Origin of the sequence: Streptomyces sp. NPDC126499 (assembly GCF_040302485.1) — a bacterium.
Lineage (GTDB): Bacteria > Actinomycetota > Actinomycetes > Streptomycetales > Streptomycetaceae > Streptomyces.
The window spans coordinates 112,042-125,156 of record NZ_JBEOUO010000003.1 but is presented as its reverse complement, the minus strand read 5'-3'; the positions used below and the strand labels follow the sequence as shown (position 1 = coordinate 125,156).

Annotated in this window: 10 protein-coding genes; 4 read left to right on the top strand and 6 right to left on the bottom strand. The window is 70.5% G+C overall.

What is annotated here, in order from left to right; genetic code table 11:
• Positions 1 to 95: 95 nt before the first annotated feature.
• From galU to obgE, 4 genes are all read left to right on the top strand, one after another.
• The gene (galU, locus tag ABTZ91_RS05365) at positions 96 to 1,007 is read left to right on the top strand and encodes a UTP--glucose-1-phosphate uridylyltransferase GalU (protein WP_352075791.1); all 912 of its coding nucleotides are present in this window, start codon (positions 96 to 98) and stop codon (positions 1,005 to 1,007) included.
• Between the two features lie 184 nt (positions 1,008 to 1,191).
• Positions 1,192 to 1,512 (top strand): 50S ribosomal protein L21, encoded by a 321-nt coding sequence (rplU, locus tag ABTZ91_RS05360; RefSeq protein WP_010476312.1) that lies wholly within the window; start codon positions 1,192 to 1,194, stop codon positions 1,510 to 1,512.
• Positions 1,513 to 1,526: 14 nt separating this feature from the next.
• Positions 1,527 to 1,781 carry a 50S ribosomal protein L27 gene (gene rpmA, locus ABTZ91_RS05355; RefSeq protein WP_010476314.1) on the top strand — a complete coding sequence of 85 codons (255 nt, stop codon included), beginning with the start codon at positions 1,527 to 1,529 and terminating at the stop codon, positions 1,779 to 1,781.
• A gap of 109 nt (positions 1,782 to 1,890) precedes the next feature.
• Complete coding sequence (gene obgE / locus ABTZ91_RS05350) at positions 1,891 to 3,330, top strand: GTPase ObgE (RefSeq protein ID WP_352075790.1); 1,440 nt, start codon at positions 1,891 to 1,893, stop codon at positions 3,328 to 3,330.
• Between the two features lie 97 nt (positions 3,331 to 3,427).
• Here obgE and ABTZ91_RS05345 read toward each other — a convergent pair whose 3' ends face one another.
• The 6 genes from ABTZ91_RS05345 to ABTZ91_RS05320 form a co-directional block, all read right to left on the bottom strand.
• Positions 3,428 to 4,972 carry a DUF6020 family protein gene (locus tag ABTZ91_RS05345; protein ID WP_352075789.1) on the bottom strand — a complete coding sequence of 515 codons (1,545 nt, stop codon included), beginning with the start codon at positions 4,970 to 4,972 and terminating at the stop codon, positions 3,428 to 3,430.
• Positions 4,973 to 4,992: 20 nt separating this feature from the next.
• A complete protein-coding gene (locus tag ABTZ91_RS05340; protein ID WP_352075788.1) occupies positions 4,993 to 8,559 on the bottom strand; it encodes a CDP-glycerol glycerophosphotransferase family protein in 3,567 nt (1,188 codons plus the stop codon).
• A 69-nt stretch (positions 8,560 to 8,628) separates the two neighbouring features.
• Positions 8,629 to 10,875: a bifunctional glycosyltransferase family 2 protein/CDP-glycerol:glycerophosphate glycerophosphotransferase gene (locus ABTZ91_RS05335; RefSeq protein WP_352075787.1), complete on the bottom strand. Its 2,247-nt coding sequence runs from the start codon at positions 10,873 to 10,875 to the stop codon at positions 8,629 to 8,631.
• An 83-nt stretch (positions 10,876 to 10,958) separates the two neighbouring features.
• The gene (locus tag ABTZ91_RS05330) at positions 10,959 to 11,900 is read right to left on the bottom strand and encodes a glycosyltransferase (protein WP_352075786.1); all 942 of its coding nucleotides are present in this window, start codon (positions 11,898 to 11,900) and stop codon (positions 10,959 to 10,961) included.
• Entirely contained in the window at positions 11,897 to 12,631 is a 735-nt protein-coding gene (locus tag ABTZ91_RS05325) for a glycosyltransferase family 2 protein (RefSeq protein ID WP_352075785.1), read from the bottom strand. Before ABTZ91_RS05325 ends, ABTZ91_RS05330 begins: the two co-directional genes overlap by 4 nt.
• Positions 12,628 to 13,008, bottom strand: a complete 381-nt coding sequence (locus tag ABTZ91_RS05320) for a DUF2304 domain-containing protein (protein WP_352075784.1) — start codon at positions 13,006 to 13,008, stop codon at positions 12,628 to 12,630. Before ABTZ91_RS05320 ends, ABTZ91_RS05325 begins: the two co-directional genes overlap by 4 nt.
• Positions 13,009 to 13,115 lie beyond the last annotated feature (107 nt).

Below are 13,115 nucleotides of genomic sequence, written 5' to 3'. Positions count from 1 at the left end.
CCCTCAGTCCCCGACGCGACCCGTGTGGGCCGTCCTCCTCCCGAGGACGGTCCACACGCTTTGACCCCCCGGATCGGAAACCAGGAACCAGCCCGATGAACAACACCCCCGCCCCTCGCGTGCGCAAGGCCGTGATCCCCGCCGCCGGCCTCGGTACGCGTTTCCTTCCCGCCACGAAGGCGACGCCGAAGGAGATGCTGCCGGTCGTCGACAAGCCGGCGATCCAGTACGTCGTGGAGGAGGCGGTCTCGGCGGGGCTCGACGACGTCCTGATGGTCACCGGGCGGAACAAGCGGCCGCTCGAGGACCACTTCGACCGGAACTACGAGCTGGAGGAGGCGCTGGTCCGCAAGGGCGACGAGGAGCGCCTCGCCAAGGTCCAGGAGTCCAACGAGCTCGCCACCATGCACTACGTGCGCCAGGGCGATCCGCGCGGCCTCGGTCACGCCGTGCTGTGCGCCGCCCCGCACGTCGGTGACGAGCCCTTCGCGGTGCTCCTCGGCGACGACCTGATCGACCCGCGCGACCCGCTGCTCGCCCGCATGCTGGAGGTGCTCGGCGAGAACGGCGGCAGCGTGGTCGCGCTCATGGAGGTCGACCCGGCGCAGATCCACCTCTACGGCTGCGCGGCCGTCGACCCGACCGGCGACGCCGACGTCGTACGGATCACCGGCCTGGTGGAGAAGCCGGAGCCGGCCGAGGCGCCCAGCAACCTCGCCATCATCGGCCGCTACGTCCTCGACCCGGCCGTCTTCGACGTCCTGCGCGAGACGGAGCCGGGCCGCGGCGGCGAGATCCAGCTGACCGACGCCCTGCAGAAGATGGCGGTCGACGAGCGGGTCGGCGGCCCGGTGCACGGCGTCGTCTTCAAGGGGCGCCGTTACGACACGGGCGACCGCGGCGACTACCTGCGGGCCATCGTGCGGCTGGCCTGCGAGCGCGAGGACCTGGGCCCGGACTTCCGCGCCTGGCTCAAGGGCTTCGTCGCCGAGACGACCGAGATTTGACCCCCTACGGGAGCCGCCCGTAACCTAGACCGTCGGCGTGTCGGTATGCACGCCACACCTCTGAGCACCTCCCTCCCGGGTCTCCGGGAGAGGCCGCTCGTCCGATTCCGGATCGCCGTGGGCCCCCGGCCCGCGCGGGCGGCTGGCATCAGAGGTCCCGTTACCGAGTGAGAGAGAGATCCGCGTGTACGCCATCGTGCGCAGCGGTGGTCGCCAGCACAAGGTTGCTGTCGGCGACATCGTTGAGGTTGACAAGATTTCCACCGCCAAGGTTGGCGACACGGTCGAGCTCTCGACCCTGCTCGTTGTCGACGGCGACGCCGTGACCAGCGACCCGTGGGTCCTGGCGGGCATCAAGGTCCAGGCCGAGGTCGTGGACCACCACAAGGGCGCCAAGATCGACATCCTGCGCTACAAGAACAAGACCGGCTACCGCCGTCGCCAGGGTCACCGTCAGCAGTACACGGCGATCAAGGTCACGTCCATCCCGACGGCCGCGAAGTAAAGAGGGACTGAGCAATGGCACACAAGAAGGGCGCATCGTCCACCCGGAACGGTCGCGACTCCAACGCCCAGCGGCTCGGCGTGAAGCGCTTCGGCGGTCAGGTCGTCAACGCGGGTGAGATCCTGGTCCGCCAGCGCGGCACCCACTTCCACCCGGGCGCGGGCGTCGGCCGTGGCGGCGACGACACGCTGTTCGCCCTGCAGGCCGGTTCGGTGCAGTTCGGCACCTTCCGTGGCCGCAAGGTCGTGAACATCGTTCCGGTCGCCTGATCGGACACTTTGCGGAGGCGGACCTCACTTCCCGTACGGGGAAGCGGGTCCGCCTTTCGCGTGTTACTAGATAGACATTCCACGCTTAATCTCTCTGGAGGCACAGAACATGACCACCTTCGTGGACCGCGTCGAGCTGCACGTCGCCGCGGGTAACGGAGGCCACGGCTGCGCCTCCGTCCACCGGGAGAAGTTCAAGCCGCTCGGCGGCCCGGACGGCGGCAACGGCGGCCGCGGCGGTGACGTGATCCTGGTCGTCGACCAGTCCGTCACCACGCTCCTCGAATACCACCACTCGCCGCACCGCAAGGCCACCAACGGCAAGCCCGGCGAGGGCGGCAACCGCTCCGGCAAGGACGGCCAGGACCTGGTCCTGACCGTGCCCGACGGCACCGTCGTCCTCGACAAGAAGGGCAACGTCCTGGCCGACCTGGTCGGCCAGGGCACCACGTACATCGCCGCCCAGGGCGGCCGCGGCGGCCTCGGCAACGCGGCCCTCGCCTCCGCGCGGCGCAAGGCGCCCGGCTTCGCGCTGCTCGGCGAGCCCGGTGACGTCCAGGACATCGTCCTGGAGCTCAAGACGGTCGCCGACGTGGCGCTCGTCGGCTACCCGAGCGCCGGCAAGTCCTCGCTGATCTCCGTGCTGTCGGCCGCCAAGCCGAAGATCGCGGACTACCCCTTCACGACGCTGGTCCCGAACCTCGGCGTGGTCACGGCCGGCTCGACGGTCTACACCATCGCCGACGTCCCCGGTCTCATCCCCGGCGCCAGCCAGGGCCGTGGCCTGGGCCTCGAGTTCCTGCGCCACGTCGAGCGCTGCTCGGTGCTCGTCCACGTCCTCGACACGGCGACGCTGGAGTCCGACCGCGACCCGGTCACCGACCTCGACGTCATCGAGGAGGAGCTGAAGCAGTACGGCGGCCTCGAGGACCGCCCGCGCATCGTCGTCCTCAACAAGATCGACATCCCGGACGGCCAGGACCTCGCCGACATGATCCGCCCCGACCTGGAGGAGCGCGGCTACCGCGTCTTCGAGGTCTCCGCGGTCGCCCGTACGGGCCTGAAGGAGCTGTCCTTCGCGCTGGCCGAGATCGTCGCGAAGGCCCGCGCGGCCAAGCCGAAGGAGGAGGCGACCCGGATCGTCATCCGCCCGAAGGCGGTCGACGACGCCGGCTTCACCGTCACCTACGACGAGCAGGAGGACGTGTACCGCGTCCGCGGCGAGAAGCCCGAGCGCTGGGTCCGCCAGACCGACTTCAACAACGACGAGGCCGTCGGCTACCTCGCCGACCGTCTCAACCGCCTCGGCGTCGAGGACGAACTGATGAAGGCCGGCGCCCGCGCCGGCGACGGCGTCGCCATCGGCTCCGAGGAGAACGCGGTCGTCTTCGACTGGGAGCCCACGATGGTCGCCGGCGCCGAGATGCTCGGCCGCCGCGGCGAGGACCACCGCCTGGAGGCTCCCCGCCCCGCCGCCCAGCGCCGCCGCGACCGGCAGGCGGAGCACGACGAGGCGCAGCGGGAGTTCGACGAGTTCAACCCGTTCTAGAAACGACGGCCGCCTACGGCGAAGGGGCCCGCTTCCTCTGGGAGGCGGGCCCCTTCGCTGTCGTCCGGGGGTTCCGGGGGTTCCGGGAGTCAGGCCGTCAGGCGACCCGGGCCGGTTCCGGGTCCGGGTCCGGGTCGGTGTCCGGGTCGGTGTCCGTGGAGGCGGAGGCGCGCTCCGGGGCCGGGGCGGCCGGTGCCGGGTCGGCGCGCTTGGTGAAGCGGGGCTTCGCGCCGATCAGCGGCAGGCACAGGATGCCCAGGAACAGCGGGGCGAACATGTAGCGGGCCAGGGGGGCCGGGTTCGCCGCGACGACCGTGAGCTGGAGGGCCAGCGGGACCGCGAGCAGGGCCACCGGGGCCCAGGTGCGGTTCCTGCGGGAGAAGGCCAGCACGACCGCGTACGCCGCGTAGCACCAGATCGCCCCGCGGAACAGCAGCCACTGCAGCTGCGCCGTCTTGCTCGCCTGCCACACGAAGTACGCCGCGTCGTTCAGCTTGTACGACAGCGGGCGGATCTTCAGGATCGGCCGGTAGGGGCTCTCCTTCATGTCCGGGTTCCAGTCCGCCCAGCCGAACAGGTTCTTCGGCACGGCGGGCGGGCTGATCAGGGTGTGGCCCATCTTGTCCACGGGACCCGGATACGGCGACCACGCGATGTGCGAGCGGCACAGCCGGGCCGAGATCATCCGGTCCGGCGTGCGCTCCAGGACCCGGAACCACAGGTCGACCAGCTGGTCGTTGTACTTCTCCGCCAGCTTGCGGTTCATCGGCTTCTGCATCGCCCAGTCGGCGTTGTAGCAGTTGGCCGCCTTCCCGCCCCAGTGCGACAGCGGCGCGACCTTCGCCATCAGCGTCTTGTCGGCCTTGGTGAAGGTGTGCGGCACCTGGCCGTACACCACCGCGATGTCCGCGTAGTTCATCGCGTACACCTGGTCCTTGGTCGGCGTCTTCACGCCGACGGCCGGGTAGACGACCAGCTGCAGGCCCGCACCGATCACCGCCGGAAGCACCGTCGCGAACAGCAGCCACCTGCGCACCTTCGGCAGCGTCAGCAGCAGCACCGGGACCGCGATGAGCGCGACCAGCAGGCCGTTGTTGCGGAAGATGCTCATGAACAGGAAGCCCACGAACAGGACCGCGATCTCGTTGCGGAACGCCTTGTCGCGGACCTGGGACTCGCCCCGCAGCCGGCGCGCCGCGAGGCGGCCCGTCGCGGCGAAGGCGAGGATCGCGCCGATCGCGTACGCGACGTCCTTCCACACGTAGATCACGAAGGTGCCGGTGGACGGCAGCAGCGCACACGCCACCGCCGCCGCGAAGATCCACTTCCCCTTGACGCCGAACATGCGCAGCGTCACCGCCACGTAGGCCAGGGTCGCCGCCATCGCCACGGACTGCGCGAACGTCAGCAGGGCCAGGTCACCGGTCAGCTGGATGCTGAGCCAGACCAGGACGTCGTACGCCACCGAGTGGTTGGACATCCAGTGGCCGGTGGTGACGTGCCACACGTACGAGATCGAGTCGTAGCTCATCCCGCCCGGGTAGAACGCGGCCCACCACACCAGGAAGATCAGCTGGGTGGCCGCGTAGACCGCGAACGGGAGCCGCCGCTGCGGCGGGATCCGTTCCAGGGTCCGGTTCACGAGGGGGAGGGAAGGCGTCTTCACCGCTGCTCCGCTGACTTGGTGGACGGGCTGTCGGGGTGCGCGAGCTCCAGCATCCGGCGGATCACCCGCTCGGAGGCGCGGCCGTCGTCGAGGTCGCAGAACACGTCGCGGAACTCCCGGTAGGCGTCGGTGTATCCGGCGCTGATCCGGTCGATGTCGCCGAGCGCCTCGATGAGTTCGTCGGAGGTCTGCAGCAGCGGGCCGGGGGCCCGCTTCTCGAAGTCGAAGTAGAAACCGCGGAGCTGGTCGCGGTAGTACTCCAGGTCGTACGTGAAGAAGAGCATCGGACGGCCCGTGTTCGCGAAGTCGAACATCAGCGACGAGTAGTCGGTGACGAGCACGTCGGTGATCAGGAACAGCTCCGCGATGTCCGGGTAGCTGGACACGTCGAAGACGAAGCCGTCGCCCGCGCCGGGCACCGCGTCCACGATGTTCGAGTGCTTGCGGACCAGCAGGACGTGGTCGTCGCCGAGCCGCCGCGCCGCCTTCGCGACGTCGAGGCGGAGATCGAACTTGTAGTTCCCGGCCTGGTAGAACTGGTCGTCCCGCCAGGTCGGCGCGTACAGCACGACCTTCTTGTCCTCGGGCAGCCCGATCCGCTCCCGGACCGTGCGCGCCAGCTCCTCCGTCTTCGGGGCGAGCAGCACGTCGTTGCGCGGGTAGCCCGACTCCAGGATCTCCCCGTCGTACTGGAAGGCCCGCTTCATGATCGGGGTCGAGAAGCGGTTGGGGGAGACCAGGAAGCTCCAGCTCGGGGTCTCCTGGGCGACCTTCTCCAGGTACTTGCGGTCGGCGAACTGCACGCTGTCGATGTCGTGGCCGATCCGCTTGAGCGGGGTGCCGTGCCAGGTCTGCACGATGACCTGGCCCTCACGGCGGTCGATCCAGAACGGCAGGTGGGTGTTGGTCACGATGAAGCGGCTGGTGCCGAGCGCCTCGTACCACTCGCGGCTCCAGCGGCGGATGACGCGTACGCCCTCGGGGATCTCGGACCGCAGGTCCTCCACGACCCAGATGTGCTCCAGGTCGGAGCCCTGGCGGACCAGCTCCTCGTAGACCGCCCGGGGCGAGTCGGAGTACTGGCGGCCGGAGAAGGAGGCGTAGAGGACGGTGTCCTTCAGCGGGGCGGTGCGGGCCCGCCGGTAGACGGTGGACCGCATCTCGCGCTGACGGAACCAGCCGAGCTCGTCCGCGTCCAGGTCGGAGGCGGCGTCGATGAGCAGCCGGTCGTAGAAGCGGTGGGTCAGCGCGTAGTCGCGGCCGCGCAGCGAGAACGGGACGGGGAGGGAGCCGAGGGCGCCGGGGACGGCCCGCACCGGCACCTCGACCCGGCTGTCGACGGTCCGCACGAACAGGTACCAGCGGCCCTGACGCAGCGGCACCTTGGTGAAGCCGTCGGGCACCGGGAGGAAGTCGGCGCGGAAGCGGCCGTCCTCGGCGGTGACCGGGTAGCGGTGCTCCTCGGCGTGCCGGCTGTGGCGCAGCACCAGCTCCAGCGGCTCGTCGACGGTGGCGGGCAGCGCGCCCTCCAGGGTGATCCGGCCGTCCGCGGACACGGTGGCGTCCGCGATCATGGGCTGGACCGGCTGGGTGCGCAGCACCAGGCGGCCGGCGCCGTCATTGGTGACCGCCACCGCACGCGCGCCCCACCCGGTGGTGTCCGTGCCGTCGAAGGCGTACTGGCGCCCCAGGTCGGCCTGCCGGTCGTCCACGGCGACCGGGAACTTCTTCGAGCCGATGACCAGCTCGGCCGCCCACTTGTCGGTGACCTCCAGGTCGTCGGAGTCACGGCCCTCGACGTCGAGGTCGGCGAGCGGGACCCGTACGGAGAAGTCGGCGGCGCCCTCGCGGGCGACGGAGAACTGCAGTTTCGCGCCGGAGGTGGCGTGGGTGAGCCGCAGCACCGGCTTCGCGCCGGGCGCGGCGGCCTCGTGAGCGAGGGCACCGGACAGCTCGACGGCGCCGTCGGCCCGGCGGTGCCCGGTCAGCCTGGCGCGGACCTTGTCGACCCGCAGGTACAGGTGGCTGTCGGCGACGAACGGAACGATCCGGACGTCCTTCTCGACCCAGTGCTGGGCCGGGCTCTCGGCGTTGCCGCTCTCGCCGGCCTTCAGCCGGGTGCGGCGGGCCACGCCTTCCTGGACGGTGGCGACGGTCATCCGCCACACGCCGTCGCGCCAGCCGCCGCGGCCCTTCAGCTTGGCCGGGTTGAGGTCGAGGGAGAAGCCGGACCAGTCGTAGTTGTGCAGCGACTGGCCGGAGGTCTGGGTGGCCTTGGGGGCTCGCGTCCGGCTGGGCCGGACGAGGACCGTGCGCCGGCTGCCGCTCTCGCGCATCATCAGGACGCGCAGGGACGGCTTCGGCTTGGGGGCGGCCAGGTTGCGGATGTAGGCGTGGCCGTCGATGTGCAGCCGGCCGCCGCGCCAGACGACCTCCTCGACCCGGGCGCGCGCGGAGAACTCGGGGCCCACGCGCAGGACGTCACGGGGGACCGTCCGGCCCTTGTCGAGCACCGGGTAGTCGGCGACGTGGCGCAGGCCCTGGCGGGTGACCGGGATCGCCCGGCCGGTCTCGCGCTCGAAGGTGATCAGCTTCAGGAGCTCTTCGAGCCGGCCTTCGCCGATCAGGTGGCACTTCAGCCGCAGCGACACGTCGATCCGGCCGAGGACCCGGGGGTCGACCCGGCCGAGGAAGTCGGCGGCGCCGCTCATGAACAGCTCGCGGAACTCCGGGCCGGCCTCGTCGAGCACGCCCATGAAGAGCGGCAGCTCGTCGCTGATGAAGATCTGGTCGTACCAGCGCTTGTGCTCCTCGAACGCCTCGCCCGGCTGGGAGGCGAGGAAGCGGCTCACGGAGTCGCAGGACTTTATGCGGTCGCGGACGTTGACCGGCTCGGTCCGGCGCTGGGTGATCGAGGGCGCGCCGCCGGTCCGCTGCCGCCACAGGTAGACGGGCTCGCCGAGCACGTCCACGGCGGCGGCCTGGAAGTGGGCCGGCAGCGTCACCGGGGCGTCCTCGTAGAGGATGCCGGGGAACTCGAAGGCGTGCTTGTCCCAGAACGACCGGCGGAACACCTTGTTCCACGCCGTGCGGTCGTAGACGAGCTCCTTGTCACGGGTGATGTGCGTGCGGTCGCGGTCCTTGCCCAGGCGCTTGTGGTGCAGCGGCGACGGCAGGACCTCGCCCGCCTTCAGCAGGTTCACGTTGCCGCTGGCGAAGTCGGAGCCCGTCGCGTCCAGCTTCTCGACGAACCGCGCGTAGGCGTCCGGCAGCACGACGTCGTCGCTGTCCACGAACGCCAGGTACTCCGTGCCCTCGGTGAGATGGGCGACACCCGTGTTACGAGCCGGGCCGAGGCCCTTGTTCTCCTGCGCCACCACCCGGAACCGCTCGTCCTTCTCGGCCCAGGCACGGGCGATGGCGAGGCTGCCGTCGGTCGAGCCGTCGTCGACGACGATCGCCTCCCAGTCGGTGAACGTCTGGTCGGCGATCGACTGGAGGCACTCGTCGAGGAAGAGCTCCACGTTGTACACGGGAACGACGACTGACAGGCGGGGAGGCATTGGGTACTGCGCCTTTCTTCAAGGTGTTCGTGCGTGCGGCGACGACGTGGCTCGCCGGACACGGTAGCTCTAGCCGCGGGTGCGTGGGCCCGGACGCTCCGTGGGGAGGGTCACCGGCGGTTCATTCTCCTGGTTCAGGAAGACCTTCCGTACCACGCGCTCCGCCGCGAAGCCGTCGTCGAACTCACAGAAGCGCCTCCGGAACTCGGTCCGCAGTGTGGCGGAGTCGTCGTCGGACCAGCGCCCCGAGAGGAAGACGTCCAGAAGGTCCGATTCGGTTTCCACCACGTGGCCCGGAGACTCCACGTGGATGTCGAAGTAGGTGCCGCGGGTCGCGCGGTACACCTCCCAGTCGTTGGCGTAGATGACCACGGGCCGGTCGAGCAGCGCGTAGTCGAACATCAGCGACGAGTAGTCGGTGAGCAGGCAGTCGGCGGCCAGGAACAGCTCCTCCACCGACGGGTGGCGGCTGACGTCGATGACGCCGGAGCCGCCCTTGGGGCCGGTGCCGGCCGGGCTGTCCAGGTGGAAGTAGTGGGCCCGGGACAGCACCGTGAAGCCCTCGCCGAGGCGGACCGCCAGCTGCTCCAGGTCCAGCAGCGGCTTCGGCGTGCCCTGGTAGTCGCGGTGCGTCGGCGCGTACAGGACCACGGTGGAGTCCGTGTCCAGGCCGAGCTTCTCGCGGGCCGCCCGCCGCTCCTTCTCGCCGGCCCGCACCAGGACGTCGTTGCGCGGGTAGCCGTAGTCCAGCGAGCGGTACTCGGCCGGGTAGGCGCGGTCCCACACGGCGGTGGTGAAGCTGTTGGACGAGACGCTGTAGTCCCAGCGGTCCACCCGCTTCATCAGCGTCTTCATGTCCAGGTCGCCCTGGGCGACCGGGAACTCGACCAGGTCGACGCCCATCCGCTTCAGCGGCGTGCCGTGGTGCGTCTGCACGTGGATCTGGCCGGGGCGCTTGACCACCCGGGTCGGGAAGTTGACGTTGTTCACGAAGTACTTGCCGCGGGCCATCGCCCGCCAGAAGCCGAACGAACCGGGGTGGACGACCCGCGTGCCGGGCGGCGGCGTGTTGCGCGAGCCGGGCTTGAGGACCCAGGTCGTCTTCACCTTCGGTGCCAGTTCGAGCAGCTTCTGGTGGACGGCGGCCGGGTTGCAGGCGTAGTCCGTGTTCCAGTACGCGGCGAAGACGGCCGTGTCGTTCTGCACCGGCAGCATCCGCTGGGCACGGTAGTAGCCCGCGAGCACCGCGGAGCGCAGCGGCTTGCGCAGCTTGCGCGGGGCCGCCTTGACCCGGCGGGCCGTGCGGTAGGCGCGCCGGGCGGCGCCGCGCAGCGGGGCGGGCAGCTTGGCGACGGCCCGGCGGGAGGCGGAGAGCCTGACGGCCGGCGGGCTGACGTGCCCGGCGGGGCGGTAGGTCTCCTCGTACTGGAGGAACTTCGCCCGGAACTCCTCGCGGGCCTCGTCGGGGAGCCGGCCGGGGGAGTTCTCGATCACCCGGAAGTGGGTGATCATCCGGTCGAAGAGGGGGCCGCGCCAGCGGTCGAACTCCGGGTGCGCGTCGAGGAAGGAGAAGACCAGCTCGTACTGGTCGAAGACGTCGAAGTGCTTGCGGCTGGTGCTGTGCAGGATGCTGCCCTGACGGCGCTGGCGGTAGTGCACGCACACCCGGGGGAGCACCGCGATCGACTCCGCGGCGATCAGCACCGGGTAGGTCCAGGGCGTGTCCTCGTAGTAGCCGTGCGGGTACTCGAAGCCCCAGCGCTTCACGAAGTCATGGCGGTACGCCTTGTTCCAGGCGACCTGGAGCAGGTCGAGCAGCGCCGGGTTGTCCGCCAGGCCGACGGCGTCGGGCGGGCTGTCGGCGAGGACCTTCGCCTTGGCGTTGGGGCTGATTCGGCCGTCCCAGTGGGTCCGGGAGTAGTCGAAGACCAGCAGCTCGGGGTCGTCGGTCTCGGCGAGGCGCTGGTCGATGGCCGCGAGCGCGCCCGGCAGCATCGTGTCGTCGCTGTCCAGGAACAGCAGATAGGTGCCGTTGGCCCGGGCCATGCCCGCGTTCCGCGCCCGGCCGAGGCCCACGTTCTCGGCGAGCTGGACCGCCACCACCCGCGGGTCCGCCGCCGCGTATTCGTCCATGATCTCGCCGCACGCGTCGGGCGAGGCGTCGTTGACCGCGATCAGCTCGAAGTCCTCGAACGACTGGCCGAGGACGGAGTCCAGGCAGTCCCGCAGATACGCCTCGACGCGGAAGGCCGGGACGATGATGCTGAACCGGGGTGCGGCTGCCGATGGCCGGGCTGCTGCTTGCGTGGGAGTCATGAGGGCGGGCTCCGGGACGGGCGGGGGCGGGACGGACAGAATACGGCGGGGCGGCGGGAAGACCCGCCGCCCCGCGCGGACGGTCATCGAGAGCCGGTCAGGGCGTACCTCAGCAGGGTGCGTACGGCGTCGGGCCGGCGCAGGGCTCCTGGCAGCAGGGTCAGCGCGTGCAGCCGCATCGACAGGTGCAGCCGGGCGGCGCGGGCCGCCTTGGGCCAGCCGTGCGCGTCGAGCTCGGCGGCCACCTCCTGGAAGAAGCGGACGGCCTCGCCGAAGCGGGCGCCGGAGACGGCCTCGGAGGAGGACAGGCTGCCGGAGTGGCGCCGGTAGCGGAAGGCGGTGGCCGGCTCGACCACCAGCTTCTCGCCCCGCCGGATCAGCTCGATGATCAGCGCCAGGTCCTGGATGACCGACAGGTCCTTGCGGAAGCCGATCTCCTTGACCACGTCGGCGCGCCAGACGATCGAGGGGAAGTACAGCCAGTTGCCGCCGAGCAGGTTCGAGGCGAGCGGCTCGCCGGACAGCACCAGGCGCCGGCCGCCGGTCTTCGGCGCGTACAGCCGCTTCTTGACCTCGTCGCCGAGCGAGGTGGACGGCTTGCCGTGCTCGTCGATGACCTGGACGCCCGGCTGGTAGATCGCCGCGTCGGGCACGGCGGAGACGGCCGCGCGCATCGTGGCCACGTAGTTCGGCAGCAGCAGGTCGTCGCTGCCGAGCATGCTGAAGTGCGTGGACTCGACCAGGTCGACGCACTTGGCGAAGTTCCCGGTGATGCCGAGGTTGGTCTCGTTGCGCTGGTAGTGGACCCGGTCGTCGCCGAGGGAGGCGAACCACTCGGGTACGCCCTCCTCCTTGCCGTCGTCGACGACGGTCAGCCGCCAGTTCTCGTCGGTCTGCTCGAGGACGCTGCGGACGGCGGCCTGCATCAGACCGGTGTCGCCGTAGTGCGGCAGCATGATGTCGAGGGTGCCGAGACGGTCGGTGCCGTCCGACGCGCCGGGGCCGGGGTTTCGCACCGCGGTCACTTGCCCTTCCTCTTCGGGCCGAGGGCGGAGCGGCGGCTGAGCGCGAGCAGCAGGATCATGCCGATCCGGCCCAGGTAGAGCGTGGCCTTCCACGGGGACTGGCTGGGGGTGCCGGTGGCGCGCGGACGCATGGCGACGGGCACCTGCTCGATGCGGTAGCCGGCCCGGACCACGGCGATCGTGGACTCCACGGTGTCGCCCAGGTACTCCACGGGGTACCAGTGGGCGAAGACGTCGATGAGGTCGCGGTTGGAGGCGCGGAAGCCCGAGGTGACGTCGGTCAGCTTGGTCTTCGCCATCCGCGTCAGCCAGAACGCGAGCACCAGCATGGCCCACTTGCGGGGGCCGCGGGTCTCGTAGTCGCCGGTGCCGGCGAACCGCGCGCCCATGACGAGGTCGGCGCCGGCGTCCAGGCGGGCCAGCAGCTCGGGCACGTTGCGCGGGTCGTGCTGGCCGTCGGCGTCGACCTGGATGGCGACGTCGTAGCCGCGGTCGTACGCGTAGCGGTAGCCGGCCCGCATCGCGCCGCCCACGCCCAGGTTGTACGGGAGCTTCAGCACGGTCGCGCCCGCGCCGCGCGCGACGGCGGCCGTGTCGTCGGCCGAGCCGTCGTCCACGACGAGCACGTCGGCGCCCGGCAGCGTGGTGTGGACCTCCTTGATGACGTCGGCGACGCCCTCGGCCTCGTTCCACGCGGGCATGATGATCAGTACACGCTTGCCGTCGATCACTTGCGGCCCTCCTGCCCGGTCGCCGGGTCCGTCCGCCGCGTCGCGAGCTGTTCGCGCAGCTCCTCGACGTCGAGGCGCAGCAGCGCCACTTCCTCCGAAAGGGTGCGGCCCTCCTCCTCCAGGTGGCCGACCTCCCAGCTCAGCTGCAGGCAGACGATGAAGAGGAAGGCGACGCTGAGGAAGAGGATGAGGCTGACGCCCGACGCGACGCCCACGGCACGGGCGACCGAGTCGAGGCCGCTCGGGAAGAAGCCGAGCGGGATGATCACCAGTCCGGTGAGCACCCAGAGGAACGCGTACTTCTCCTTGAGCTTGCGGCGGCGCAGCAGCTCGACGATGCACGCGACGAGAAAGACCCCGGTGACCGAAGTCAGCATCCACAACTTCACGCCGGGCTCCGGTCTATCGGACGACTCATGGAAACGGCCTGTCTACTTCCAAAAGGGGGCGAAGGGCGCCGTACGGCTGCAGCCCACTGTCCGTC